Consider the following 24579-nt stretch of genomic DNA (forward strand, 5'->3'; position numbering starts at 1 on the left):
GATGAATCGTCTACTTGACGGCTGCGGACACCATCAAATCGCGCCGGCTCTTGATCCGGTAGCAAAGCCACATCGCTGCCAACCAGACCGGTATCGCGTAGACCGATATCTGAATCCCGGGAATCATCAGCATGATGCCCAGGATGAACACCACAAACGCCAGGCAAACATAGTTGCCGTACGGATACCACAGCGCCTTGAACAGCGGGACCTGCTGCGTACGGTTGAGGTGCTGACGGAATTTCAGGTGTGAGTAGCTGATCATCGCCCAGTTGATCACCAGCGTGGCCACCACCAGCGACATCAACAGTTCCAGTGCATGCTGTGGAACGAAGTAGTTGAGCAGCACTGCCACCAAGGTCACCGCAGCCGAGGCGAAGATCGCCTTGACCGGCACGCCACGCTTATCGACCTGCGCCAGCGCTTTGGGCGCGTCGCCCTGCTCCGCCATGCCGACCAGCATGCGGCTGTTGCAGTAGGTGCCGCTGTTGTAGACCGACAAGGCTGCGGTCAGTACCACGAAATTGAGAATATGCGCGGCCGTGTCACTGCCCAGCATGGAGAAAACCTGCACGAACGGACTGCCGCTGTACGAATCCCCCGAAGCGTTGAGGCTGGTCAGCAGGCTGTCCCACGGTGTCAGCGAGAGCAGCACCACCAGTGCGCCGATGTAGAAAATCAGGATGCGGTAGATGACCTGATTGATGGCTTTCGGGATGACTGTTTTCGGCTGCTCGGCCTCGGCAGCGGTGAAACCGAGCATTTCCAGCCCGCCGAAGGAGAACATGATAATCGCCAGTGCCATCACTAGCCCGCTGACGCCATTGGGGAAAAACCCGCCATGCTCCCAAAGGTTGCTGACAGACGCCTGCGGTCCGCCGCTGCCACTGACCAGCATGTAGCTGCCCAGCGCGATCATGCCGATGATCGCGACCACCTTGATAATCGCGAACCAGAATTCGGTTTCACCGAACACTTTGACGTTCGCCAGGTTGATGACGTTAATAAGCACGAAGAAGACTGCCGCCGACACCCAGCTGGGAATATCGGGCAACCAGTAATGGATGTATTTGCCGACTGCCGTCAGCTCCGACATCCCGACCAGGATGTACAGCAGCCAGCAGTTCCAGCCGGACAGAAAGCCTGCAAAGCCGCCCCAGTAACTGTGTGCGAAATGGCTGAACGAGCCCGCCACCGGCTCTTCGACAATCATCTCACCGAGCTGGCGCATGATCATGAAGGCGATGAAGCCGCAAATCGCATAACCGAGAATCATCGACGGTCCCGCCGATTTCAAAACACCGGCCGAACCGAGAAACAGGCCAGTACCGATAGCGCCGCCGAGGGCGATCAGCTGGATGTGCCGATTCTTCAGGCCACGTTTCAACTCGCCTGAGGTTGAGGGATGTTCACTCATTCAATAGCCACCTGATTGTTCTTGTTCTGTGACGGATAGGACCCGTTGCGCTCGTGGCGTAACAGAATGCAGCCCCCAGGACGGGTAGCCCTGAGCGTTTTCATGCAGCAGTGATTCACAGAAAAAAGCGCGGCATTGTACACCGGCCTCCAGATCAGGGTTAAAAGAGACGGGAAGGCGTGGCAGGTCGTGATTCAAATCGTTTCCCACACTAAAAACAGCCGGAAACAGAAACGCCAGCCGCGATGGGCTGGCGTTTCTGTTTATTTACACGCCTTGCTCACACCCCACAATTACTGTGGCTTGCGACGACCGAAGCCTGGGCGCTGGCCCGAGCCTGCCGGTGGACCACGACGCTTGCCTGACGGCGCATCTTCGTCAACCAGCTTGATGCCGGCCCGCTTGGGCGCCGGTTTGGCCGGACGCTTGTTCATGTCGCTCGGGCGCTCGGCCACCGGCGTACCACGGCTGTTGTCGGCCGGACGCGGCGAGCGCGAACCTGGCTTGCCGGAGTCCTTGCGCGGCGATGGACGCTGGGTCGAATCGCCACGCGGACGATCGCGATCGCTGCCGGTAATTTGCGGCTGACGTTGCGCACGCTCGCTGGACGTCGATGCACCAGCAGCCGGGCGCACGGTACGAACGCGCTCGCCTTTGCCCAGCGGGCGGGACGATTGACGCTGCAGACGCTCCAGTTTTTCCTTGGTCTTGGCATTCATCTGCGGCTGGGCCACAGGTGTCAGGCCGACTTCGGCTGCCAGGATGTCGACTTCGTACTGGCTCATTTCGCGCCAGCGGCCCATCGGCAGGTCAGAGTTCAGGAACACCGGCCCATAACGCACGCGCTTCAGGCGGCTGACCACCAGACCCTGGGACTCCCAGAGACGACGCACTTCACGGTTACGGCCTTCCATCACCACGCAGTGATACCAGTGGTTGAAGCCTTCACCGCCCGGAGCCTGTTGTATGTCGGTGAAACGCGCAGGACCGTCTTCGAGGACGACGCCTGTCTTGAGGCGCTCCAGCATCTCGTCATCGACTTCGCCACGTACGCGTACGGCGTATTCACGGTCCATTTCGAACGAGGGGTGCATCAAACGGTTGGCCAACTCACCGTCGGTTGTGAACATCAGCAGACCGGTGGTGTTGATGTCCAGACGACCGATATTGATCCAGCGGCCTTCTTTCGGGCGCGGCAGGCGATCAAACACGGTCGGACGGCCTTCAGGGTCGTCACGGGTGCAGATTTCACCGTCCGGCTTGTTGTACATGATGACGCGGCGAACCGTTTCGGCGGCCTCTTCGCGCTTGATCACACGGCCGTCGACGCTGATGGCGTCGTGCAGGTCAACACGCTGACCGAGGGTCGCGTCCTTGCCGTTGACCTTGATGCGGCCCTGGGTGATCCAGGCCTCTACGTCACGGCGCGAGCCCACGCCAATGCGCGCCAGAACCTTCTGCAGCTTTTCGCCTGCGGGTCCGATTTCCTGGCTGTCCTGCTTGTCTTTTTCACTCATCTGGGCACCTCCCGGTGTGTCGAATCAGGGCTGACCGAGAACCGGCAAGACCTGTGCCCGGCACGCTGTGGATAGCGGCAAGGCGAAATACTTGAAGCCCTGGCGAAGGGTTATCGCCGAGGGTCGGCCATCATACGCTGATGCGGCGGGTTACGCACTCGATGCGCAGCGCAATTGGCCGGATCACTTCTTCTTTTTGCGACCGCCGGTCTTGAGCTTCGCCAGCCGCTTGGCCGACTCGGTCAACACCTCTCGTTTTTCATCCTTCTCCAGCTTCTTCCAGGCCTTGATTTCCCGCTTGCTGCGACCGCATCCCAGGCAAATGTCTTCATCGAACTTGCACAGGCTGATACAGGGGTTCTTGGTTGAACTCATGGACAGCAACTCTCATGGGGAAGGTGACTGAACGTGTGACCGCAGGCGGGGGGATGAATTCGAACTGATGGCAGATACAGAAATTCGTTTCGTGGCAGCAGACCTGTCCGCGAATGCAGCACTTCAGCCACTGCATCTTCGTCGCATGGACCGGCCTTTCGCGGACAGTCCACTCCCACGACGGCCGATGCTTGCTGCGCGACAGCGCTACGTCGAAGACGTGGTGGGGCCTCCCGCCGATAGCTGAGCGTCGTACACCAGGCAGTCAGTCAGCCTTAGGGCCTTGATCAGGCTCTTCTTCATCAGCCGATTCAGGCTCAGCCCGCAGCAGGTCGTCGAAATCGGTCTTGAGCCCCTGCTCCATCGAGTCCAGTTCGACCAGCAAGCTGCGGAAGCTGGTTTCGTCACGCGGCGGCTCCGGCGCCTCGTCGACATCCAGGCTGGCATCGGCCAATGCCTGAAGGTGGGCCGGTACCGGGGCGTCTTCGAAGTCCAGTTCCGGCTCGGTTTCCATTTCGCGCAGATCGGCCAGCGGTGGCAGTTCGTCGAGGCTTTTGAGGTTGAAATGATCAAGAAAGCCTTTGGTGGTGGCGAACATGGCTGGTTTGCCCGGCACATCGCGGTAGCCCACCACGCGGATCCACTCGCGCTCCATCAGCGTCTTGACGATGTGGCTGTTGACCGCCACGCCACGCACATCCTCGATCTCGCCACGGGTGATCGGCTGGCGATAGGCGACCAGTGCCAGGGTTTCCAGCATGGCGCGGGAATAACGCTGCGGCCGCTCTTCCCACAAGCGCCCTACCCAGGGTGAGAATTTGTCACGGATTTGCAGACGATAACCGGACGCGACTTCCTTGAGTTCAAAGGCCCGGCCGTCACAGGACTTGCGCAGTATGTCCAGGGCCTTCTTGAAGATTGGCGGCTCAGGGCGCTCGCCCTCTTCAAACAACTCATACAACCGGTCGAGCGTCTGCGGCTTTCCAGAAGCCAGCAGAAACGCTTCAAGCAGTGGGGCCAGTTCACGGGGTTCGTTGAGGTTCATGGGTGTGCTCTGGCTCTACTCGGCTCGCGCCCGGACATGGATCGCCGCAAACGGCTCGTTTTGGACCAGCTCGACCAGCGACTCCTTGACCAGCTCCAGCACGGCCATGAACGTCACCACCACACCGAGCCGCCCTTCCTCGGCGGTGAACAGCTCGGCGAACGGCACGAACCCGCCGCCTTTGAGGCGCTCCAGCACATCACTCATGCGCTCACGCGTGGACAGGGCTTCGCGACTTACCTGATGGCTCTCGAACATGTCGCCACGGTGCAGGACCTCCGCCATCGACATCAGTACCTCTTCAAGGCTGACATCCGGCAACAGCTTGCGCGCACGGGCTTCTGGCGCGTCGAGCTTCGGCACGATGACGTCGCGGCCTACCCGCTTCAGGCCATCGATGCCTTCGGCCGCTGCCTTGAAGCGTTCGTACTCTTGCAGACGACGAATCAGCTCGGCACGCGGGTCGCCTTCCTCTTCTTCGACTTCAGCCGAGCGTGGCAGCAGCATGCGCGACTTGATCTCGGCGAGCATGGCCGCCATCACCAGGTACTCGGCCGCCAGCTCCAGGCGCACGGTCTTCATGAGCTCAACGTAACCCATGTATTGCTTGGTGATTTCCGCTACCGGGATGTCGAGGATGTCGATGTTCTGTTTGCGGATCAGGTACAGCAGCAGGTCGAGCGGGCCCTCGAACGCCTCAAGAAAGACTTCCAGCGCGTCCGGTGGAATGTAAAGGTCCAGGGGCATTTGCGTGAGCGCCTGCCCATAGATCAGCGCAAACGGCAGCTCCTGCTGGGCGTCGGCCTGACTGTCCACCGTTTCCACGATTGTCATTACGCGTCTTCACCAAACGGCGTCGGGTCGCCGCAACCGACACGAATCACCTGCGGCTCGCCTTCGGACAGGTTGATGACCGTGGACGCGGAGATACCACCGATGCCGCCATCGATGATCAGGTCCACCTGATGCTCGAGCATCTGGCGCATTTCGTAGGGGTCGCTCAGCGGCACGGTGTCGCCCGGCATGATCAGGCTGACGCTCATCAGCGGCTCGCCCAGTTGCTCAAGCAACGCTTGGGCAATCGGATGACTGGGCACACGCAGACCGATGGTGCGGCGCTTGGGGTGCAGCACCAGCCGTGGCACTTCGCGGGTTGCGTTCAGGATGAAGGTGTAAGGGCCGGGGGTATGGGCTTTCAGCGCACGGAAAGCGCCGGTGTCGACCTTGGCAAACAGCCCCAACTGCGAGAGGTCGCAGCACATCAGCGTGAAGTTGTGTTTGTCGTCCAACTGACGCAGACGGCGGATACGCTCGATGGCGCTCTTGTCGCCAATCTGGCAACCCAGCGCATAGGACGAATCTGTCGGGTACACCACCAGCCCGCCGGCCTTGATGATTTCCGCAGCCTGTTTGATCAGGCGCGGCTGCGGGTTCTCCGGGTGGACCTGGAAAAATTGACTCACGGTAACTTCCTGTTCAGACGGCGGCAGTAGGTTGTTCATGTTTGAATCTGCACCATAAAGGTGGCAAATCCTCAGGCACGGGGCGGTAAGTGCCAATCTCGCCCCAGGCACCGGGGCCGTGGAAGTCGCTGCCGGCAGTGACCAGCAGACCGAACTCACGCGCCAGGATCGCCAGGGTTCCGACTTGGTCGGCAGGTTGCATGCCATTGACCACTTCGATGGCGTGACCACCGGCCTGGATGAAATCGCCGACCAGTTTACGCCGTTTGCTGCGCGTAAAGTCATAATGCGAAGGATGCGCGAGGCTGACCCAGGCGCCAGAGGCTCTCAGGGTGGCCACGGTATCCTCAAGGGTCGGCCAGTGTTGTTTCACGTCGCCCAGTTTGCCCGCTCCAAGCCATTTTCGGAATGCCTCGGCGCGGTCCTTGACGAAACCTGCACGCACCAGAAAGTCGGCGAAGTGCGGGCGAGCTGGCGCATTGCCGCTGTCGCCCAGTTCTTTCTGGATAGCCCGGGCACCTTCCAGCGCTCCTGGCATACCTTTGATCGCCAATTTACGGCTGATTTCTTCGGCGCGCAGCCAGCGTCCTTCATGCAAACGCTCGATGGCTTCGGTCAGCGCAGGTGCTTGGGTGTCGAACGCGTAGCCCAATATATGGATGGTCGCCCCACCCCAGGTGCAGGACAACTCGACGCCGTTGACCAACTGCATACCCAGTGAAAGTGCCGTCGCGCGGGCCTCTTCGAGGCCTTCGAGGGTATCGTGGTCAGTGAGTGAAAGAACACGCACGCCATTTTCGTAAGCACGCATGACCAGTGCGGTAGGCGACAAGGCCCCGTCCGAAGCGGTGCTGTGGCAATGCAGATCAACATTCATAGTGGTGCTTTCGCAGTCATTGATGTTTGTTATTATGCCGCCACATCCTGCTTCTGGCTGCCATTGTGAAACAATTCATCGACTTCATCCCGCTGCTCCTGTTTTTCATTGTCTACAAAACCGAACCCCGCGCTGTGGATATCCTCGGCAACACCTATACGGTGGGCGGCATTTTCAGCGCAACAGCCATGCTGATCATCAGTTCCGTGGTGGTCTACGGCATCCTCTATATAAAGCAGCGCAAGCTGGAAAAAAGCCAGTGGCTGACCCTGATCGCCTGCCTGGTGTTCGGCAGTCTCACGCTGGCTTTCCACAGCGAAACCTTCCTTAAATGGAAAGCGCCGGTGGTCAACTGGCTGTTTGCCCTGGCGTTTGCCGGTAGCCACTTCATCGGTGATCGTCCATTGATCCAGCGCATCATGGGCCACGCACTGACACTGCCCGCAGCCATCTGGACCAAGCTGAACATCGCCTGGATCTTCTTTTTCCTGTTCTGCGGCGCGGCCAACCTGTACGTGGCGTTCACTTATCAGGAATTCTGGGTCGACTTCAAAGTGTTCGGTAGCCTGGCCATGACCCTGATTTTCCTGGTCGCACAAGGCATCTACCTGTCTCGCCACATGAACGACACCGCCACTACCACGACCAAATCCGAGGACTGACATGCTCTACGCAATCATCGCCACTGACGTCGAAAACTCGCTGGAAAAACGCTTGAGCGTGCGTCCTGCGCATCTCGAGCGCCTGAATGCCCTCAAGGATGCCGGCCGCCTGGAGCTGGCCGGCCCTAACCCTGCGGTCGACAGCAACGATCCGGGCGCTGCCGGTTTCAGCGGCAGCCTGATCGTCGCCGAATTCGACTCGCTGGCAGCGGCAGAAGCCTGGGCCAAGGCGGATCCCTTCGTCGAAGCAGGCGTCTACGCCAACGTCGTGGTCAAGCCGTTCAAGAAGGTTCTGCCCTGATTCCTTGCTGAACCCTCAGTGCGGGTCCTGCGCTAACCGCAGCAGGGCCTGCCCGCTGAACACCCCTCCCTCGCCACCCTCATCATTCCTGACGCCCTGCCGACAACCTGCAAAAGCTTGAATAAAAAACGGTTCTGGTCAACGGGAGTTCAGATGCGTTCAGGTACGGTGTGTCTGTGGATAGTGATATCGGGGACGAGCCTGCAGGTTCAGGCGCAAGGGTTGGAGGCATCGGGTGCAACACCGCCGGCGCATTATTCAGGCGCAGCCGGTCAGATTGCGGACCTTCAAACGCGGCTCGGCGACAGCGAGCGCCAGCGCGAAGATCTGGTTAAACAGCTACAGACCATTGAACGCGACAGCGCCTTGATGGGGCGTTTGCGTCAGGAGAACCAAAAGCTCAAGTTGCAGCTCAAAGAAGCACTGTCAGCCACGCCGCCACGTTTGCTGACCGAGCAACAACAATGGTTCGTCGCAGGGGGTGGCGTTGCGATGATCGCCCTTCTGTGCGGTATATTTGTTGGCAGTTGGCGTAGGCAACGTCGGCAGTGGCTAAATTGAGTGAGTCATGAGCGAGCTGTTATTAATTGATGATGATCAGGAGCTCTGTGAGCTGCTGAGCAGTTGGTTGAGTCAGGAAGGTTTCCAGGTGCGCGCTTGTCACGATGGCAACAGCGCCCGTCAGGCCCTTGCTGAAAACGCACCCTCCGCCGTCGTATTGGACGTGATGCTGCCCGACGGCAGCGGTCTTGAGCTGCTCAAGCAATTGCGCTCCGAACACCCCGACCTGCCGGTGGTGATGCTGTCGGCGCGTGGCGAGCCGCTGGACCGTATTCTGGGTCTGGAGCTGGGTGCCGACGATTACCTGGCCAAACCCTGTGACCCCCGCGAACTGACTGCCCGCCTGCGCGCCGTGTTGCGCCGCAGTCATCCGGTGGCATCGTCAACCCAGCTTGAGCTGGGCGACCTGACCTTCAGCCCGATGCGCGGCGTGGTCAGCATCGACGAGAAGGAATTGACCCTGACGGTTTCCGAAAGCCGCCTGCTGGACGCGTTGCTGCGCCAGCCCGGCGAGCCGCTGGACAAGCAGGAGCTGGCGCAACTGGCACTGGGCCGCAAGCTCACCCTCTACGACCGCAGCCTGGACATGCACGTCAGTAATCTGCGCAAGAAGATCGGTCCTCATCCGGATGGTCGTCCGCGGATCGTGGCGCTGCGCAGCCGTGGCTATTATTACAGCCTCTGAGCGTTTCTGACCTTACACAAGCTTTACCAAGCCCTGACCGCGCTTGACCTTGATCTCCCTAAACTGGGCTCAACGGCATAGAGCCGCACTAGAGACAAGGAGATACACCCATGCGCAAGACCCTGATCGCTTTGATGTTCGCCGCTGCCCTGCCTACCGTTGCGATGGCTGTTCCACCACCGCCAGCCCCGGGCGGCCCTGAAGCAGACGCACCTGCCATGCACATGGAGCGCGACGACCGTGGCCCAGGCCCAGGCATGCATCGCGGTCCAGGCCCAGGCCCGTTCCGTGATCTGGACCTGACACGTGAACAGCGTCAGCAGATCGACCGTTTGATGCGTGACCAGATGCACGATCGTCGTGACATCACTCAGCGCTACCTGGACAAGATGCCTGCGCCTGAGCAGAAAGCCATGCAGGACGAGATCAACGCCAAGCGTAACGAAACCGATGGCCAGATCCGCGCACTGCTCAAGCCCGATCAGCAAAAGCAGTTCGACGAAATCAAGAAAAGACAGGATGAACGTCGTGCCGAATGGGCCGAGTTCAAGGCCTGGAAAGCAGCCAAAGCTGCCAAAGCTCAATAACAGCAGTCACGCCTGACCACGGACTGATTGCAACCCACCCGGCATGCTTGCGCATGCCGGGCTTGTTTATTTAATGACCGAGGAAAACCTGTGCGCTCATTGTTCTGGCGAATCCTGGCCAGTTTCTGGTTGGCCATTGCGCTGGTGGCAGGCCTGTCGATTCTGCTCGGGCACATGCTCAACCAGGACGCCTGGATCCTTAGTCGTCATCCGGTCCTCAACAGCCTGCCTGAAAACTGGACACAGCGTTTCGAAGAACAAGGCGCCGACGCGTCTCAGGATTACCTGCAAACCCTCAAGCGGCGTAACCGCATCGACGTTCAAGTGCTCAACGACAGCGGCGAGCCGGTCGTACGCGGCACCTTTCCGCCCAGAGCAGCCGCGCTTGAAGCCCGGCAACAGCAAGGCGATGACGACGATGAAGGCAGAAAACTGCCGTGGCGGCGTCTGGCGACCGAATACACCAGCCTCAAGACTGGCGAAACCTACCTGTTCATTTACCGCATTCCTCACCCCGAACTCGACCAGTGGCACCGTCAGAGCCTGATGTGGCCGTTGAGTGCGCTGGGTATCGCACTGGTCGTGCTGACCTTGTTCAGCCTATTCGTGACGCTGTCGATCACCCGGCCGCTGAGTCGCTTGCGCGGCGCGGTGCATGACCTGGGGCAGACCAGTTATCAGCAGCACAGCCTGGCGCAACTGGCCAATCGGCGTGACGAATTCGGCGTGCTGGCCACCGATTTCAATCGCATGGGCGCACGCCTGCAAAGCCTGATCGGCAGCCAGCGTCAATTGCTGCGCGATGTGTCCCATGAATTACGCTCACCGCTGGCGCGACTGCGCATTGCACTGGCGTTGGCCGAGCGCGCCGAACCTGCAGAGCGAGAGAAACTGTGGCCGCGCCTGGGCCGCGAGTGTGATCGACTGGAAGCGCTGATCAGCGAAATTCTGGCCCTGGCCCGTCTGGATGCAGACTTCGGCAGTGCCGAACCGGTGGATATCAGCGAGCTGCTGCATCGCCTGAAGAACGACACGCAGTTGGACGGTGCCGAGCAGAACATTCAGGTCCAGGTACAAAGCGACCTGCAACTGCAAGGCTGGCCGGACATGATCGAACGCGCCCTGGACAACCTGTTGCGCAATGCGCTGCGCTTCAATCCGCCGGGCCAGAGCATCGAGTTGCAAGCAACTCAAGTGGACAGCCACATAAGCCTCAGCGTACGCGATCATGGCCCGGGAGTGGCCGAAGAGCATATGGCGCAACTGGGGGAGCCGTTTTACCGAGCCCCCGGCCAGACCGCACCGGGACACGGATTGGGACTGGCCATCGCCCGACGCGCCGCCGAACGACACGGTGGCAGCCTGACGCTGGGCAATCATCCCGAAGGTGGTTTTATCGCCACACTGGACTTGCCGCCAGAACCGCGCAATCCCTCATCGGCTTGAAGCCGATCAGCCCTGCCATTCGCTGACAAACCCGCCCACGTCCACTTTCGGTGCTTCGCGCGGCGGGTTCAGTGGGGTGCCCAGGTACAGAAAACCGACCACTTCTTCATCGGCTTCAAGCCCCAGCCCTTTGGCCACATGCGGCGAATATGACAACTCGCCCGTGCGCCAGACCGCGCCAACGCCCAGTGCGTAAGCGGCCAGCAATACGCCGTGCGCAGCGCACCCGGCGGTGATCAACTGCTCTTTGCGCGGCACCTTGAAGTGATCTTGCAAACGCGCAATCACCATGACCACCAGCGGCGCACGCAGCGGACCCAGACGGGCCTTGTCCAGCGCTTGCGGCGTGATTTCTCCACCCCCCTTTTCCAGCGCCTCAGCCAGCAAGGCGCCCATGCGCTCGCGTGCTGCGCCTTCCACGGTCAGAAAACGGTAAGGCCGCAATTGGCCGTGATCGGGCGAGCGCAAGGCTGCGCCGAACATGATTTCGCGCTGTGCGGCATCCGGGGCCGGATCGACCAGACGTGGAACCGATACGCGGTTGAGCAAAGCATCGAGCGCCTGCATGGGCTGTCTCCTTCCAAAATTGATCGGGCATTCTAGAGCCTGTACAGCGTCAATAACGAGCATGCAGGGCAATTACTTACAAGCAATGTCGAACGCAGCGCCCGCCCCTGCCGGTTTACATGCCCACGAGCGCGGGTAGAATGGCGCCTTTCTTCATCGCAGCCAGAGCCTTTCATGTCGTTGCCGACCTTTCGCATCATCGGTTTCATTATCGGCATCTTCCTGATCACGCTGGCTGTCGCCATGATTGTCCCGATGGCCACGCTGGTCATCTATGACCGCTTCGAAGACCTGCGCTCTTTTCTCTGGGCCAGCGCCATTACGTTCATCGCAGGGCTGATCATGGTGGTGCCGGGGCGTCCCCAGCATGTCCAGCTGCGTCCACGAGACATGTACATGCTCACGGTTTCCAGCTGGATCGTGGTGTGTATTTTCGCGGCACTGCCGTTTCTCCTGACCCAGCACATCAGTTACACCGACTCGTTCTTCGAAAGCATGTCCGGCATCACGGCCACCGGCTCCACGGTTCTCAGCCATCTGGACAGCATGTCGCCGGGGATCCTGATCTGGCGTTCGATGCTGCACTGGCTGGGCGGCATCGGCTTCATCGGCATGGCCGTCGCCATTCTCCCGCTGCTGCGGATCGGCGGCATGCGGCTGTTCCAGACCGAGTCGTCCGACCGCTCCGAAAAAGTCATGCCTCGCTCGCACATGGTGGCCAAGTTCATCGTCCTCGCTTACGTAAGCTTCACTGCGCTGGGCAGCCTGGGGTTCTGGCTGGCGGGCATGAGCCTGTTCGATGCGATCAACCACGCGATGTCGGCGATTTCCACTGGCGGTTTCTCGACATCCGACTTGTCCCTGGCGAAATGGCCACAGCCGGCGGTGCATTGGGTCGCGATCGTAGTGATGATCCTCGGCAGCCTGCCCTTCACCCTGTACGTCGCCACACTGCGCGGCAACCGCGGCGCGTTGTTCCGGGACGAGCAGGTGCAAGGGCTGATCGGCCTGCTGTTGATCACCTGGCTGGTCATGACCGTGTGGTACGCCAACACCACCGACCTGCCGTGGACCGAGGCACTGCGCCATGTGGCCCTGAACGTCACCTCGGTGGTCACCACCACAGGTTTTGCGCTAGGTGACTACAGCCTGTGGGGCAATTTCTCGCTGATGCTGTTCTTTTACCTGGGGTTCATTGGTGGCTGTTCCGGCTCGACGGCGGGCGGCGTGAAGATTTTCCGTTTCCAGGTCGCTTACATTCTGCTCAAGACCAACCTCAACCAATTGATCCACCCACGCGCCGTGATGAAGCAGAAGTACAACGGCCACCGGCTGGACGACGAGATCGTGCGTTCCATCCTGACCTTTTCGTTCTTCTTCACCATCACCATCTGCCTGATCGCGCTGATGCTGTCGCTGCTGGGCCTGGACTGGATGACGGCACTGACCGGCGCAGCCAGTACGGTGTCAGGCGTCGGCCCTGGACTGGGTGAAATCATCGGCCCGGCGGGTAACTTCTCGACCCTGCCGGATGCGGCGAAGTGGATTCTGTCCGGCGGGATGCTACTGGGCCGTCTTGAAATCATCACCGTATTGGTGCTGTGTGTACCGGCGTTCTGGCGGCATTGATGCGCGGATTGGCGGCTGCACGGCCACCCCAGTCTGCTTCTGCCGGAGGGCGCTCTCGAAGGTTACGACGGCAGCGATGGGTTGCGCAGCGGCCCCGGGGTGCGTCTGACCCACCGCATGTCTCAGCCCTGCTGCCGGCTCGGCAGATCGCGGGCAAGCCCCCTCTTGTCAAACAACCAATAACCCATTGAAGAAACGCGGGTTTGTGGAAGCGGACCGGTGTTTGCTGCGCGATAGCGCTAGTTCGAAGACTTGGTAGGATCTCCCACAGTACGGTGAACTGCGCCGAAGGGTGCTGCCAAACAACCCAGTGTCAGGCTAGACTCAGCCCAAGCCAACCCAAGGGTCTGCACATGGACACCGTCAAGCCGTTCACCCGCTTTGCCGATTTCTACCCGTACTACCTCGAAGAACACCGCAGCAGCACCAGCCGACGCCTGCATTTCATCGGCACCACACTGGTGATCTTCCTGCTGGCGTTTGGCATTGGGAGCGGACGCTGGTGGCTGTTGGCGCTGTTACCGATTGCCGGTTACGGCTTTGCCTGGGCCGGGCATTTCTTTTTCGAGAAAAACCGCCCCGCCACCTTCAAGCATCCGTTCTACAGCCTGCTCGGCGACTTCGTCATGTACCGCGACATGCTGTTGGGCAAAGTACCTTTCTAAGCATCAGGCAACCGGTTCGCTGACCGGAACGTCCTGCTGCTCCGCCTCCGGAATGGCTTTCAGGTGAGCATCGGCCAGCCGGAACAGTTCGATATGGCCGTCCAGATGCTCGATCAGCGCCGTGCAGGACTCCACCCAGTCGCCACAATTCAGGTACTCGACCCCGCTAACCTGACGGATTTCCGCGTGGTGGATGTGCCCGCACACCACGCCATCCAGCCCGCGCTTGACGCATTCGTGGGCAATGGCCTCTTCGAAATCACTGATGAAATTCACCGCGCTTTTGACCTTGTGCTTCAAATACGCAGACAGCGACCAGTAGCCGTAACCGTATTTGGCACGCCAGTGGTTGAGCCAGCGATTGAGAGTCAGGGTAAATTCGTAGGCCGAGTCGCCAAGAAACGCCAGCCAGCGGTGGTAGCGGGTGATGACATCGAACTGGTCGCCATGAATCACCAGCAGACGACGACCGTCGGCGGTGATGTGCTCGGCCTCGTCCACCAACTGGATGTTGCCAAGGATCAGTTTCGAGTAACGGCGCAGAAACTCGTCGTGGTTGCCGGTGACGTAGATCACCTCAGTGCCGCGCTTGCTCATGGTCAGCAGACGCCGGATAACGTTGGTATGCGCCTGCGGCCAGTACATGCCGCCACGCAGTTTCCAGCCATCGATGATATCGCCCACCAGATAAATCCGGTCAGCCTGATAACGCTTGAGAAATGCCGACAGGTGTTCGGCCTGACAATCACGCGTGCCCAGATGCACATCGGAAATCCACAAGGTCCGCACACGTTGCTTGCGGCTGGGTTTGGCGAGCTGAGCACTGCTCATAAAGCGACCTCCGGCGGGTTTTCATAGAGAGTGCGACATGCTGGTTAATTGAATGTGACATGCACATGGCGATGTCATGACAATAGCTTTGGCGAGGTAGACTGGCCTGTCGCTGCGCCCACAAGGATTGTCATGACGCCCCGTTCCGCTCTGCTCGCTCTGCACTTCGGCGCCCTGCTGTTCGGCCTGTCCGGCGTGCTCGGCAAACTGGCCCATGCATCGCCGTCCGTGATCGTCTTCGGCCGCGCTGCGTTCGCTGCCGTGGCACTCGCTGCGTTCGCCCGCTTTGTCAACGGCACTCGCTGGAAACTTATAAGCCGAGCCAGCGGTGCACGCCTGGTACTCAGCGGTGTTTTGCTGAGCCTGCATTGGGTGTCGTTCTTCATCGCTGTGAAAGTCGCGGGCGTCGCGGTCGCGACGTTGGGGTTCGCGAGCTTTCCGGCGTTTACCGTGATCCTTGAGGGCCTGGTGTTTCGTGAGCGGATTCGGCGCGTCGAGATGCTGCTGGTCGCACTGGTCACTGTGGGGTTGATGCTGGTAACGCCCGGATTCGATATGGCCAGCGAAGCAACGGGCGGACTGCTGTGGGCCATTTTCTCGGGCCTGACCTTTGCCTTGTTGTCGTTGGTCAATCGCGCCAGCGCGCTCCACGTCCCTGCGGTACAGGCCGCACTGTGTCAGAACCTGATCGTCGCCATTTGCCTGCTGCCTTGGGCGGCATCGGCGCTGCCCGCCGTGTCAGCCCGCGACTGGCTGTGGATCGCCCTGCTCGGCGTGTTATGTACCGGTTTGGCACACAGCCTGTTCGTGGCCAGTCTCGCGGTGATCAAGGCCCGGATGGCCGCCGTGGTGTTTGCGATGGAGCCGCTTTACGGGATCGCCTTCGCCTGGCTGATTTTTGCCGAAACGCCCACGCTGCGGATGCTGCTCGGCGGCGCACTGATTATTGTCGCCATTGTGATCTCAGGCTTGATAGGCAGTCGCGCACCGGACAAACTCGCTCATTGAGGATCAGTTGCACTTGACCGGTCGTTATGGCCCAGGCCACGCGCCGGGTCGATCTGATCGCGCACCCGTTGCTTAAGCACTTTGGCTTCAGGGAAGCCTCCATCGGCCTTGCGTTCCCAGATCTGCACGCCGTCACAGGTGATGCGAAAAGCGCCTCCCGTCGCAGGTTCCAGCGATACTTTCCCCAAGTCGTCGCTGAACGTGCTCAACAGTTCCTGTGCCAGCCAGGCCGCGCGCAATAGCCAGTGGCATTGGGTGCAGTACGTGATAACGACTTCAGGTTTTTCGGCAGACATGGACGCTTGCTCCACAAAGACAAGCGGCCATGATACGCACCGTTTGCCCGCTCAACGAGCCTCAACCACGACGATCATCCAGGTCGATACTCGCATCCAGCCGTTCGCGTAGAAACTCAATGAACGCCTGGACAGGCCGGGACGCTTGCCGATGCTGCGGATAGACCGCCGACAGGGTCAGCGGCTCCGGGCGCAGATCGTCCAGCACCCGCACCAGACTGCCGTCGCGCAGGGCCGCGCCGACAATGAACGTCGGCAGGTAGGTGATGCCCAGCCCCGCCACCGCTGCATCTCGCAACAGCTCGCCGTTGTTGACCCGCATCCGCCCGCTGACGCTCAGGCTGAACGGTTTGCCCGAACCCTGGAAACGCCACTGCACCTGCCGGCTGTGGCCATAGGGCAGGCAGTCATGGGCGTGCAGGTCTTCGGGTTTTTCCGGTGCTCCGCGCTCGGCCAGGTACGCAGGGCTGGCGCAGTAGACTCGATCGATTGTCGCGATTCGCCGGGCAATCAGGCTGGAATCTTCCAGCACGCCGATACGCAACACCAGATCGTAGCCCTCGCTGAGCAGGTCCACCGGCCGGTCGCTCAGGTCCACTTCCACCGACACATCGCGATAACGCTGCAGAAACAACGGCAATAGGCAACCCAGATGCGCCACCGCAAACGACAACGGCGCGCTGATGCGCAAGGTACCGCGTGGCTCGCTGTTCTGCCCCGTAATGCCCTGCTCGACCTGCTCGACTTCGGACAGCAGCCGCAGGGCCGATTCGTAATAACTTTGCCCCAGCGGCGTCACGTCGAGGCGTCGTGTCGAGCGATTGAGCAGCCGTACGCCGAGGCGTTCTTCCAGTTGCATCAGCCGCCTGCTGACGAACTGTTTGGACAATCCAAGCTTGTCGGAAGCGGCTGTGAAGCTGCCCGATTCCATCACTTGGCAAAAGATACGCATGTCTTCAAAGGGGTTCATTGTCACGACCTGGTGGACAGTTAAACGCTTTATAGCCGCTTTTTCGCATTCAGGCATGCACTTAATCTGCGTCCACGGTGCAAACAGCCGGCCCATCACGTTTTGCGGAGCTTCAGCCATGTCCCCATCATTGAGCCATCCCCTGATCTGGAGCGCCCTGCTGCTGTTGGCCGATGTGCTCATCTGGCACGTGACCCCAATGCAGCAAAGAGTCGTGCGCGTCGGCATCAGGCTGGCCCTGTTTCTGGCGTTCAGCACAATCATCATCAACGCGGGGATCAGTCCTTTACAGGCACCGTCCTGGCCTGAGGACAGCGTGATTCAACTGGGTGCCACGGCACTGGCCATTCTCTGGTGGGTGTACGCCGCGCGGGTGCTGACCGTATTGATCGGCCTGGCGCTGATGCACCGTATCGGACACAGCGGACGGCTGCTGCAGGACGTGATCGGCGCTCTGGTGTTTCTGATTGCCGTCGTGGCCGCCGCAGGCTATGTGCTGGAGTTGCCGGTCAAAGGACTGCTGGCAACGTCCGGCGCGATGGCGATCATTGTGGGCCTGGCGTTACAAAGCACCCTGAGTGACGTGTTTTCCGGCATCGTGCTCAACACCACCAAGCCCTATCAAGTAGACGATCTGGTGTCGATCGATGGCGTGGAAGGCAAGGTGCTCGACATCGACTGGCGCGCTACGCACCTGCTGACCCACGCAGGCAGCACCGCCGTGGTGCCCAACTCGGTGGCGGCCAAAGCCAAGATCGTCAACCTCAGTCGCCCGACCCACATGCACGGGGTGTCAATCAGCATTCAGGTGCCGACCCACATTCGCCCGCGCCGGGTACTCGATGCACTGGAGCGTACCCTGCAAGGCAGCAGCAGCCTGTTGCTCAGCCCGGCGCCGAAAGCCGTCCTGCATGCCTCCGGTGACAGCATGTCGGAATACGTGGCCAGTGGTTTCATCGCCGACCTGAGCAAGAAAGGTGAAGTGCGCAATCAATTGTTCGACCTCGCCCACCGACACCTGGAAGCCGCCGGTATCGTTCGTCAGCCCGACGCGGTTGTCGAGCCGGCATCACGGGCCCGTGCGTTGCTGGAGGAAGTGAAAGTGTTCCGTTCGCTCAGTGAGCAGGAGCGGGATGAACTGGCGCAGCACATGACTGCTCAGCAGTACTCCGCAGGCCAGGTAGTCCTGGACCTGAACGAAGTGCCTGACGGTCTGTTCGTGATTGCCACCGGCGTGATCAGCGCAGCCGTGGTCGATGGCGAGCAACGCGTCGAAGCCGGTCGCATGGGGCCGAGCGAAGTGTTGGGCGAGCAAGGCCTGCTGGACGACACGCCGTCCGAAGCCTGCTTCACCGCGCTGACCTCCAGCATCGTTTATCGCATCGACAAAAACATCGCCCGCGCCTGTATGGCGCAGTCCAGCCAGGTCAATACGGCCTTGCACAAACTGCAGGCGGTGCGTCAGAAGAACAGCCATTCCATCCTCTTGGCCCGCCCGCCGCAGGTCAGGAAAGGTGGCTTCCTCGGCTGGTTGCAGAACCGCTGAAACCCTCACGCCAGAGCGCCAGGGCAAGCCACTGGCCATTCCTCAAGCGCGTCGAAATTAACAACGATTAACTCGTCAGAACGGCCTGCCAACCCAAGAATGGCGACCTCTGCGCAAATCTTTGCCCATGGAAAGCGACCCTCCAACAAGGACATTTGCAATGGCCCATTTTCAACGCTTTACCTGCAAGCTATGCCCTGGCGCACAGGGCTCCGAGAAAGCTGGCTGCCACAGCGGCGGGCTGTCGCCCTGGCGGGAACGCCTGGCCAAGCAACTGATCCTCGACAACCTGAGTGAGAACATCGAAGTCGCTGAACTGGCAAAAGCATGCGCGCTGTCACGCAGTTACTTTTCCCGCGCGTTCAAATGCAGCACCGGTTTGTCGCCTCAGGAATGGATTCGCGAGCAGCGTCTGGCCCGCGCCAAATGCCTGATTCAGCACACGGCCATGAGCCTGACCCAAATCAGCCAGGAATGCGGCTTCTGCGATCAATCGCATTTTTCGCATATCTTCTCCCGCGCCGAAGGCATCAACCCCTTTACCTGGCGTGGGCATGCGAAAAACGCAGGCCAGGGTCAAGGGTTGTCCGCGTCGTGAACGTGCGCCGTTAAGCTACGCTGCACGCAGACTTTCCCACCCCTCTGAACTGGAAAAGACCGTTGACCGTTCTCACCGAACAGGCCCTGCGCTTCGGCCCTTATCGCATCTATCCGCAACAGCGCCTGGTCCTGGAAGCCGGCAGGCCGCTGCGCCTTGGGCAGCGCGCCGTGGATATTCTGCTGGTGCTGCTGGAGCACGCAGGCAAGGTGGTCAGCAAGCAGCACCTGATGAGCCAGGTGTGGCCCAAGTCCGTGGTTGAGGACGGTTGCCTGCGGGTGCATATGGCCGCCTTGCGCAAAGCGCTTGGCGATGGTCAGGCAGGACAACGTTACATCGTCACCGTCGCGCAACGCGGTTACAGCTTTGTCGCACCGTTTACCCTGGAACGCAGCGAGAACGCACCGGATGCCCGCATGACGACCCCGACCCACCACAACCTGCCCATGCGGCGCGCCCGTTTGGTGGGGCGCGAAGCGCTGATCGACCATGTGGTCGGCCAGTTGCAGCAGCATCGGTTCATTTCTCTGGTCGGCCCGGGCGGTATTGGCAAGACCACCATTGCCTTGCGCGTCGCCGAGCAACTGATCGGCCGTTACCGCGATGGCATCCGCCTGCTGGATCTGGCCCCGTTGACCGACCCCGCGATGATCGTCCCCCACCTCTCGGCCTTGCTGGAGCTGTCGCTGCCAGACGATGACCCTGTGGGTCATCTCGCCGGGTTTCTGCGCGAGCGGGACATGTTGCTGGTGATCGACAACTGCGAACACATGATCGATACCGTCGCCATCCTCAGTGAGAGTCTGCTGCGCAGCGCGGCACAGGTACACATTCTGACCACCAGCCGTGAGAGCCTGAGAGCCGAGGGCGAATTCGTGCAGCGAGTGGACGCCCTTGACTGCCCGCCACCGGACAGCCTCGATCGCTTGTCGGCAATGGATTTCGCAGCCCTGCAATTGTTCGTCGAGCGGGCGATGGCCAGCCATGAGCAGTTTGAGCTGACCGATGAAAACCTGCCGCTGGCTATTGAACTGTGCCGGCGCCTGGACGGTATTCCGCTGGCCATCGAGCTGGCCGCCGCGCAAGTCGGCCACCTGCACCTGAGCGGTGTGCTGGAGCACCTGCAGCACAGTGACCGGGACCAGGGCGCCGATCCTTCCACTGCGCTGACCCGCCATCAGACACTGCGCAATACGCTGGACTGGAGCTACCAGATGCTGAGCGCGTGCGAGCAGGCCTGCTTGCAGCGACTGGGTATTTTCAGCGGCCGCTTCTCGATAGAGTCCGCCGCAGCCGTGATCAGTGATCAACCGGTGGCGACGTATGAAGTGTTCAACGCCATCACACAACTGGTGGCCAAGTCTCTGCTGAACGTGGAAGTCGGCGATGACGATGTGTCCTACCACCTTCTCGACACCACGCGCCGCTATGCGCTCGAAAAACTGCACGTGCAAAACGACTTGCCAGCCACCCAGGCACGGCACGCACGCCGCTGCCTGGCGATCATGGAGCAGGCGAGATCGGACTGGGAAAACATGCCCACCGCGCAGTGGATAGAACGCTACAGCCAGAGCCTGGAAGATATCCGGTCTGCGCTGGGCTGGGGGCTGAACGCCGACACCCCGCACATCACTGCGCTTCACCTTGTGGCCCAGTCGGCACCGCTCTGGCAGGAACTGTCCCTGCTCAAGGAACACGGCCATTACGTGCGCCGGGCACTGATGCTGCTGGACGCCAATCCCCTGCCCTGCCTGGATTTGAAAAAGGTGCTAAAGCTGGCGCAGGGCAATTTCTCCTACCACACCGTCGGTAGCACGCCGGAAACGGTGGAGGCGTTCGATACCGCGCAGGTGCTGGCCGAACAGTCCGGCGATCTGGCCGGTCAGTTGCAGGCGATATCCGGCTTGGTCGCGGTCAACCTGTGTCGCGGTGATTACCTGCCGACCCTTGAACAGAGTCGCCAGTTCTATCGCCTGGGGCTGGACGCCAGCGAAGCGTTACGCCTGAGTGCGCAACGCCTGCGGGCGCTGGCGCTGCATTACACAGGGGACCAGCGACAGGCCAGACGTGACGCCGAGCAAGTCATTCAGCGTATGGCGCACAACGGGCACCTTAATCGCTTCACCCAAGGCTTCGGCATTCAATACGACCTGAGTGTCGCGTCGCTGACCCTGCTGGCCCGCATTCTCTGGATACAGGGCCTGCCCGAACAAGCCTCGCGCACGGCGTCTCAAGCGCTAGACCTGGCGCTGCAGATCAACCACGGCGCCTCCATCTGCTACAGCCTTGCAGTGGTCGGTTGCCCCATCGCTTTTTACAACGGCGATACCGGGTTAGCGAGCGAGCGCGTGAAGCTGTTGCTTGAACAGGCACAGAAGCACTCGGTCATGCTGTTTCATGGTTGGGCCAGGATGTATCGGCGGTTGTTGGGTACACCTGTCGATCAGGCCGAACACCCCCAGGGCACAGGCTTGATTGGCGACATCATGATGACCCTGCGGCCCGGGCCAGTGGGCTCGGAGAGGGTGGCGCGCGCTCAAGCAGGGCTGGCCGGCTGGTGTACGGCGGAAATATTGCGTTGCAGGGCGGTTGAGCGGTTACAGCAGGACGAACCGGAAGCCGAGGCACTGTTGCTGAGTGCGCTGGAAGTGGCACGGACTCAGCACGCGCTGACCTGGGAACTGCGCAGCGCAACTTCATTGGCGGGCCTGTGGTTGCGTCAGGGTAAAGCGCAGCAGGCGCGGGTGTTGCTGTCGCCTGTTTATGCGCGCTTCAGTGAGGGACTGAACACCCCGGACCTGCTGGCGGCGAGGGCGCTACTCAACCAGTTGCATTGACTGGGCGCTGGTCGTCAGCCAGCGTTGCAGGCTGAGGTGGCGCGCATGGCGCGCGGCGAACGTCTGAAGTTCGCCACTGTGCTCCAGTTTTTCCAGCGCAAACAGCCGAACGGTATGCGGTAGCCGATACCGTACTGCCTCGACGCCCTGCGCGCTTGAAAGCAACGAGTGGCGCTCCAGTTGCACCAGACTGTCCCGCACCGACTGCGCGCCCTGCCCGTCACAGCCGATGACATCGACAGCGGACTCGCTCGTGAACCCTTTGTCGAAAACGGCCAGGCGGCGCAGCACCGCCTGTTCACGCAGGCTCAGTCGCTGATGACTCCAGTCCAGTGAAGCCCTGAGCGACTGATGGCGAGAGACGGCGGTACGTCGCCCTTGGGTCAGCCAATGGACACACTGACTCAATCGGGCATGCAGACCCACCACAGCGAAGGCATTGATCTGCGCCGCCGCAAGCTCGATGGCCAAGGGCAGCCCGTCCAGCTTGCGGCAAATATCGCCGACGATTTTCATGTCGCGGTCTTGCAACACAAATGTCTGCTGACAGGACTGGGCACGGTTGAAAAACAGCTGCACCGCCGAATAACCAAGCCCCTGTTCGACACTTATTTGTGCCGAGGACGGCGGCACTGCCAGAGGTTCAAGTCGATACAGTTGTTCATCCCTGACATTCAGCGGCTGACGGCTGGTGGCCAGAATGGCCAGTTCACTGCCCTGCGCCAGCAACACATCGACCCAGTGCCGACAGCGTGCCTGCAAGGCTTCACAGTTATCGAAAACAAGCAGACGGCGCCCTGTTGCCAGCTCATCGAAGAGGCTTGCCAAGGCATACGGGCCGTCCCGTTTCAACAAACGGGCCAGGCAAGCCATCAGCGCCTGCTCGCTGTCCACGATTGAGAAATCAACGACGCACACCCCATCCGGATAATGCGGCACCAGACGCTCCGCCACACGGTAGGCCACGGTTGATTTACCGACACCGCCCGCACCAATCAGTGTAATGAAGCGTCGTGCGGGCAGTTGGCGCACCAGCTTGCCCACGATGTCTTCACGACCAATGACCTGATTCAGGCGCACCGGCAGATTGTTCGGGATGCACACAGCTGCCGTTTTCGAAAGCATGCGGGATTGATGGACGGGCGCTTTGAAGCGATACCCGCGTTGTGCGAGGGTTTCTATATAACGCTGCCCGCCATCCAGCACCCGACGCAGCGCGGCAATCTGCACACGCAGGTTGATCTCTTCTACGACCGAATCCGGCCAGACGCGAGCGATCAGCGCCTGTTTATCAACGATCTCTCCGGCGTGTTCGACCAGAATCTGCAGAATATCCAGCGCTCGCCCGCCAAGCCGCAATGCTTCGCCGTCGCGCGTGACCAGCCGCTGACGAACATGAAACGTAAAAGGGCCGAACCGCAAAACGTCGTCCGGCGCAGGCCGTTCGCTGATGTCAGGGGGCGTCGGATGGCTGAAGCCTTGGGGCTGGCAGTCCATTGCATCACCTTGCTCAATAGATCCTATTCATCTTGGCAGGCAACTGGGACGGAACAAGTTTTCCAGGGGGAGCCACACGGTCAATGCGATGCCGGATACGGACACTTGGGCAAATAACCCGAAACTAACTGAATTGCTCGCGGTACTGAGTGGGCGTCAGCCCCAGCTTTTCGCCGAACAGAAAACGCATGTGGCGCACACTGCCGAAGCCGCTGCGATAGGCGACGGTCTTGAGCGGCAGGTCGCTGACTTCCAGCAGACTGCGGGCGCGGTCGATGCGGGCGCGTTGCAGAAACTCCATAGGCGTCATTTCCACCTCGCGGGTGAACAGTCGTGCGAAATGCCGAGCGCTCATGTTGGCCATCGAGGCCATGCGCTCGACGCTGAACGATTCATCCAGATGCTCAAGCACGTAATTCTGTACGCGGGTGACGGCTGTTTCCTGAGGCGCAACGGCCCCCATCAACGGACTGAACTGCGCCTGACCACCCTGCCGTTTCATTAAAACCAGCAACACCTTGGCGACGTCCTGGGCGACTTTCTTACTGTGATCCTGCGCAACGACGGCCAAGGCCAGGTCAATGCCTGCCGTCACCCCGCCGGAGGTCAGCAGGTTGCGGTCATTGATGTAGATCTGATCGGTTTCGACGATGGCTTTCGGAAAGCGTTTGATCAGTCGATCCGTGTAATGCCAGTGGGTGGTCACACGATAACCATCGAGCAGACCCGCTTCGCCAAGGATGAACGCGCCGGTGCAGATCGATCCAATGCACCCCGCCTGCCCCTTGGCATGCTGCAACCAGCGCACCAGCGGCTGATGCTTTTCGTCGTAAGCGCCAGGCCCTCCGGGCACCAGTAGCAGATCATGAACGCCTGCGGCCTGCTCCATAGGGACATCCGCCATGACGCGCACACCGTTGGAGGCGCGAATGGCTTCGTGCTGCGTGCCCACGGTGCATAGCCGGTAATGATCGTCGGGTGCCAGATAGCGGTTGGCGATAGAAAACACCTCCATCGGGCCCGCCATGTCGAGCAGGAGGAAATCCGGAAACAGGACCATTGCCACGGTTTTCATGAGGGATGCGTCACTTGAAAAGAGTAAGGGTCAAGGCGCGCATTATGGCGGAGATCATGGGCAATGGGGATGTTGCGCCTGGATAAGACGTGGCCGTCACAGACAGCCCTTTCGGATCGAAGCA

25 protein-coding genes are annotated in these 24579 nt (G+C 60.6%); 12 read left to right on the forward strand and 13 right to left on the reverse strand.

Features of this window, described 5'->3' with window-relative positions; translation table 11 throughout:
• Positions 1 to 10: 10 nt before the first annotated feature.
• The 7 genes from ALP40_RS01480 to ALP40_RS01515 form a co-directional block, all read right to left on the reverse strand.
• On the reverse strand, positions 11 to 1417 hold the full coding sequence (locus ALP40_RS01480) for an amino acid permease (protein WP_122206536.1): 1407 nt from the start codon (positions 1415 to 1417) through the stop codon (positions 11 to 13).
• A gap of 293 nt (positions 1418 to 1710) precedes the next feature.
• Positions 1711 to 2934, reverse strand: coding sequence for a 23S rRNA pseudouridine(2605) synthase RluB (gene rluB / locus ALP40_RS01490; RefSeq protein ID WP_122206537.1), 1224 nt, complete (start codon positions 2932 to 2934; stop codon positions 1711 to 1713).
• A 183-nt stretch (positions 2935 to 3117) separates the two neighbouring features.
• Positions 3118 to 3309 (reverse strand): DUF1289 domain-containing protein, encoded by a 192-nt coding sequence (locus ALP40_RS01495; protein ID WP_122206538.1) that lies wholly within the window; start codon positions 3307 to 3309, stop codon positions 3118 to 3120.
• 265 nt (positions 3310 to 3574) lie between these two features.
• Positions 3575 to 4354, reverse strand: a complete 780-nt coding sequence (scpB, locus tag ALP40_RS01500) for an SMC-Scp complex subunit ScpB (RefSeq protein ID WP_122206539.1) — start codon at positions 4352 to 4354, stop codon at positions 3575 to 3577.
• Positions 4355 to 4369: 15 nt separating this feature from the next.
• Positions 4370 to 5068: a ScpA family protein gene (locus ALP40_RS01505; protein WP_183135987.1), complete on the reverse strand. Its 699-nt coding sequence runs from the start codon at positions 5066 to 5068 to the stop codon at positions 4370 to 4372.
• 119 nt (positions 5069 to 5187) lie between these two features.
• Entirely contained in the window at positions 5188 to 5817 is a 630-nt protein-coding gene (locus ALP40_RS01510; protein WP_122206658.1) for an L-threonylcarbamoyladenylate synthase, read from the reverse strand.
• Positions 5818 to 5830: 13 nt separating this feature from the next.
• The gene (locus ALP40_RS01515; protein ID WP_122206541.1) at positions 5831 to 6694 is read right to left on the reverse strand and encodes a PHP domain-containing protein; all 864 of its coding nucleotides are present in this window, start codon (positions 6692 to 6694) and stop codon (positions 5831 to 5833) included.
• Between the two features lie 65 nt (positions 6695 to 6759).
• On the opposite strand from ALP40_RS01515, the gene ALP40_RS01520 reads away from it, so the two are divergent.
• The 6 genes from ALP40_RS01520 to ALP40_RS01545 all read left to right on the forward strand — a co-directional run bounded on the left by ALP40_RS01520 (position 6760) and on the right by ALP40_RS01545 (position 10936).
• Complete coding sequence (locus ALP40_RS01520; protein ID WP_122206542.1) at positions 6760 to 7356, forward strand: septation protein A; 597 nt, start codon at positions 6760 to 6762, stop codon at positions 7354 to 7356.
• Between the two features lies 1 nt (position 7357).
• Complete coding sequence (locus ALP40_RS01525) at positions 7358 to 7657, forward strand: YciI family protein (RefSeq protein ID WP_004884303.1); 300 nt, start codon at positions 7358 to 7360, stop codon at positions 7655 to 7657.
• 153 nt (positions 7658 to 7810) lie between these two features.
• Complete coding sequence (locus ALP40_RS01530; RefSeq protein WP_122206543.1) at positions 7811 to 8218, forward strand: translation initiation factor 2; 408 nt, start codon at positions 7811 to 7813, stop codon at positions 8216 to 8218.
• 7 nt (positions 8219 to 8225) lie between these two features.
• Positions 8226 to 8903 (forward strand): response regulator transcription factor, encoded by a 678-nt coding sequence (locus ALP40_RS01535; RefSeq protein WP_122206544.1) that lies wholly within the window; start codon positions 8226 to 8228, stop codon positions 8901 to 8903.
• A gap of 110 nt (positions 8904 to 9013) precedes the next feature.
• A complete protein-coding gene (locus ALP40_RS01540; protein WP_122206545.1) occupies positions 9014 to 9490 on the forward strand; it encodes an LTXXQ domain-containing protein in 477 nt (158 codons plus the stop codon).
• 90 nt (positions 9491 to 9580) lie between these two features.
• Positions 9581 to 10936: a HAMP domain-containing sensor histidine kinase gene (locus tag ALP40_RS01545; protein WP_122206546.1), complete on the forward strand. Its 1356-nt coding sequence runs from the start codon at positions 9581 to 9583 to the stop codon at positions 10934 to 10936.
• A gap of 6 nt (positions 10937 to 10942) precedes the next feature.
• On the opposite strand, the gene ALP40_RS01550 is transcribed toward ALP40_RS01545, so the two are convergent.
• On the reverse strand, positions 10943 to 11503 hold the full coding sequence (locus ALP40_RS01550; RefSeq protein ID WP_122206547.1) for a nitroreductase family protein: 561 nt from the start codon (positions 11501 to 11503) through the stop codon (positions 10943 to 10945).
• A gap of 174 nt (positions 11504 to 11677) precedes the next feature.
• On the opposite strand from ALP40_RS01550, the gene ALP40_RS01555 reads away from it, so the two are divergent.
• Together ALP40_RS01555 and ALP40_RS01560 are read left to right on the forward strand one after the other, a co-directional pair.
• On the forward strand, positions 11678 to 13132 hold the full coding sequence (locus ALP40_RS01555; protein WP_122206548.1) for a TrkH family potassium uptake protein: 1455 nt from the start codon (positions 11678 to 11680) through the stop codon (positions 13130 to 13132).
• A gap of 353 nt (positions 13133 to 13485) precedes the next feature.
• Positions 13486 to 13797, forward strand: a complete 312-nt coding sequence (locus tag ALP40_RS01560; RefSeq protein WP_099229161.1) for a DUF962 domain-containing protein — start codon at positions 13486 to 13488, stop codon at positions 13795 to 13797.
• Positions 13798 to 13800: 3 nt separating this feature from the next.
• On the opposite strand, the gene ALP40_RS01565 is transcribed toward ALP40_RS01560, so the two are convergent.
• On the reverse strand, positions 13801 to 14628 hold the full coding sequence (locus ALP40_RS01565) for a UDP-2,3-diacylglucosamine diphosphatase (RefSeq protein ID WP_122206549.1): 828 nt from the start codon (positions 14626 to 14628) through the stop codon (positions 13801 to 13803).
• Positions 14629 to 14760: 132 nt separating this feature from the next.
• Here ALP40_RS01565 and ALP40_RS01570 point away from each other — a divergent pair, with 132 nt between their 5' ends.
• Positions 14761 to 15636 carry a DMT family transporter gene (locus ALP40_RS01570; protein WP_122206550.1) on the forward strand — a complete coding sequence of 292 codons (876 nt, stop codon included), beginning with the start codon at positions 14761 to 14763 and terminating at the stop codon, positions 15634 to 15636.
• Here the strand turns inward: ALP40_RS01570 and ALP40_RS01575 are convergent.
• Both ALP40_RS01575 and ALP40_RS01580 read right to left on the reverse strand, forming a co-directional pair.
• The gene (locus tag ALP40_RS01575; RefSeq protein ID WP_122206551.1) at positions 15630 to 15932 is read right to left on the reverse strand and encodes a SelT/SelW/SelH family protein; all 303 of its coding nucleotides are present in this window, start codon (positions 15930 to 15932) and stop codon (positions 15630 to 15632) included. The genes ALP40_RS01570 and ALP40_RS01575 overlap by 7 nt on opposite strands.
• Positions 15933 to 15993: 61 nt before the next feature.
• Positions 15994 to 16902 carry a LysR family transcriptional regulator gene (locus ALP40_RS01580; RefSeq protein WP_122206659.1) on the reverse strand — a complete coding sequence of 303 codons (909 nt, stop codon included), beginning with the start codon at positions 16900 to 16902 and terminating at the stop codon, positions 15994 to 15996.
• Between the two features lie 118 nt (positions 16903 to 17020).
• Here ALP40_RS01580 and ALP40_RS01585 point away from each other — a divergent pair, with 118 nt between their 5' ends.
• The 3 genes from ALP40_RS01585 to ALP40_RS01595 all read left to right on the forward strand — a co-directional run bounded on the left by ALP40_RS01585 (position 17021) and on the right by ALP40_RS01595 (position 21883).
• Positions 17021 to 18448: a mechanosensitive ion channel family protein gene (locus ALP40_RS01585; RefSeq protein ID WP_122206552.1), complete on the forward strand. Its 1428-nt coding sequence runs from the start codon at positions 17021 to 17023 to the stop codon at positions 18446 to 18448.
• 160 nt (positions 18449 to 18608) lie between these two features.
• Complete coding sequence (locus ALP40_RS01590; protein ID WP_122206553.1) at positions 18609 to 19046, forward strand: AraC family transcriptional regulator; 438 nt, start codon at positions 18609 to 18611, stop codon at positions 19044 to 19046.
• A 62-nt stretch (positions 19047 to 19108) separates the two neighbouring features.
• On the forward strand, positions 19109 to 21883 hold the full coding sequence (locus ALP40_RS01595) for a winged helix-turn-helix domain-containing protein (protein ID WP_122206554.1): 2775 nt from the start codon (positions 19109 to 19111) through the stop codon (positions 21881 to 21883).
• On the opposite strand, the gene ALP40_RS01600 is transcribed toward ALP40_RS01595, so the two are convergent.
• Together ALP40_RS01600 and ALP40_RS01605 are read right to left on the reverse strand one after the other, a co-directional pair.
• A complete protein-coding gene (locus tag ALP40_RS01600; RefSeq protein ID WP_122206555.1) occupies positions 21863 to 23380 on the reverse strand; it encodes a winged helix-turn-helix domain-containing protein in 1518 nt (505 codons plus the stop codon). The two genes, ALP40_RS01595 and ALP40_RS01600, sit on opposite strands and share 21 nt — an antisense overlap.
• A 124-nt stretch (positions 23381 to 23504) precedes the next feature.
• A complete protein-coding gene (locus tag ALP40_RS01605; protein ID WP_122206556.1) occupies positions 23505 to 24455 on the reverse strand; it encodes a GlxA family transcriptional regulator in 951 nt (316 codons plus the stop codon).
• Positions 24456 to 24579 lie beyond the last annotated feature (124 nt).

The organism is Pseudomonas viridiflava (genome assembly GCF_003702045.1).
GTDB lineage: Bacteria > Pseudomonadota > Gammaproteobacteria > Pseudomonadales > Pseudomonadaceae > Aquipseudomonas > Aquipseudomonas viridiflava_C.

What these genes read in the sequence shown, in the direction of transcription:
- ALP40_RS01480 (WP_122206536.1), bottom strand. Translation starts at nt 1,417, where the DNA reads ATGAGTGAACATCCCTCAACCTCAGGCGAGTTGAAACGTGGCCTGAAG.
- rluB (WP_122206537.1), bottom strand. Translation starts at nt 2,934, where the DNA reads ATGAGTGAAAAAGACAAGCAGGACAGCCAGGAAATCGGACCCGCAGGC.
- ALP40_RS01495 (WP_122206538.1), bottom strand. Translation starts at nt 3,309, where the DNA reads ATGAGTTCAACCAAGAACCCCTGTATCAGCCTGTGCAAGTTCGATGAA.
- scpB (WP_122206539.1), bottom strand. Translation starts at nt 4,354, where the DNA reads ATGAACCTCAACGAACCCCGTGAACTGGCCCCACTGCTTGAAGCGTTT.
- ALP40_RS01515 (WP_122206541.1), bottom strand. Translation starts at nt 6,694, where the DNA reads ATGAATGTTGATCTGCATTGCCACAGCACCGCTTCGGACGGGGCCTTG.
- ALP40_RS01525 (WP_004884303.1), top strand. Translation starts at nt 7,358, where the DNA reads ATGCTCTACGCAATCATCGCCACTGACGTCGAAAACTCGCTGGAAAAA.
- ALP40_RS01530 (WP_122206543.1), top strand. Translation starts at nt 7,811, where the DNA reads ATGCGTTCAGGTACGGTGTGTCTGTGGATAGTGATATCGGGGACGAGC.
- ALP40_RS01535 (WP_122206544.1), top strand. Translation starts at nt 8,226, where the DNA reads ATGAGCGAGCTGTTATTAATTGATGATGATCAGGAGCTCTGTGAGCTG.
- ALP40_RS01540 (WP_122206545.1), top strand. Translation starts at nt 9,014, where the DNA reads ATGCGCAAGACCCTGATCGCTTTGATGTTCGCCGCTGCCCTGCCTACC.
- ALP40_RS01550 (WP_122206547.1), bottom strand. Translation starts at nt 11,503, where the DNA reads ATGCAGGCGCTCGATGCTTTGCTCAACCGCGTATCGGTTCCACGTCTG.
- ALP40_RS01555 (WP_122206548.1), top strand. Translation starts at nt 11,678, where the DNA reads ATGTCGTTGCCGACCTTTCGCATCATCGGTTTCATTATCGGCATCTTC.
- ALP40_RS01560 (WP_099229161.1), top strand. Translation starts at nt 13,486, where the DNA reads ATGGACACCGTCAAGCCGTTCACCCGCTTTGCCGATTTCTACCCGTAC.
- ALP40_RS01565 (WP_122206549.1), bottom strand. Translation starts at nt 14,628, where the DNA reads ATGAGCAGTGCTCAGCTCGCCAAACCCAGCCGCAAGCAACGTGTGCGG.
- ALP40_RS01570 (WP_122206550.1), top strand. Translation starts at nt 14,761, where the DNA reads ATGACGCCCCGTTCCGCTCTGCTCGCTCTGCACTTCGGCGCCCTGCTG.
- ALP40_RS01575 (WP_122206551.1), bottom strand. Translation starts at nt 15,932, where the DNA reads ATGTCTGCCGAAAAACCTGAAGTCGTTATCACGTACTGCACCCAATGC.
- ALP40_RS01580 (WP_122206659.1), bottom strand. Translation starts at nt 16,902, where the DNA reads ATGAACCCCTTTGAAGACATGCGTATCTTTTGCCAAGTGATGGAATCG.
- ALP40_RS01585 (WP_122206552.1), top strand. Translation starts at nt 17,021, where the DNA reads ATGTCCCCATCATTGAGCCATCCCCTGATCTGGAGCGCCCTGCTGCTG.
- ALP40_RS01590 (WP_122206553.1), top strand. Translation starts at nt 18,609, where the DNA reads ATGGCCCATTTTCAACGCTTTACCTGCAAGCTATGCCCTGGCGCACAG.
- ALP40_RS01600 (WP_122206555.1), bottom strand. Translation starts at nt 23,380, where the DNA reads ATGGACTGCCAGCCCCAAGGCTTCAGCCATCCGACGCCCCCTGACATC.
- ALP40_RS01605 (WP_122206556.1), bottom strand. Translation starts at nt 24,455, where the DNA reads ATGAAAACCGTGGCAATGGTCCTGTTTCCGGATTTCCTCCTGCTCGAC.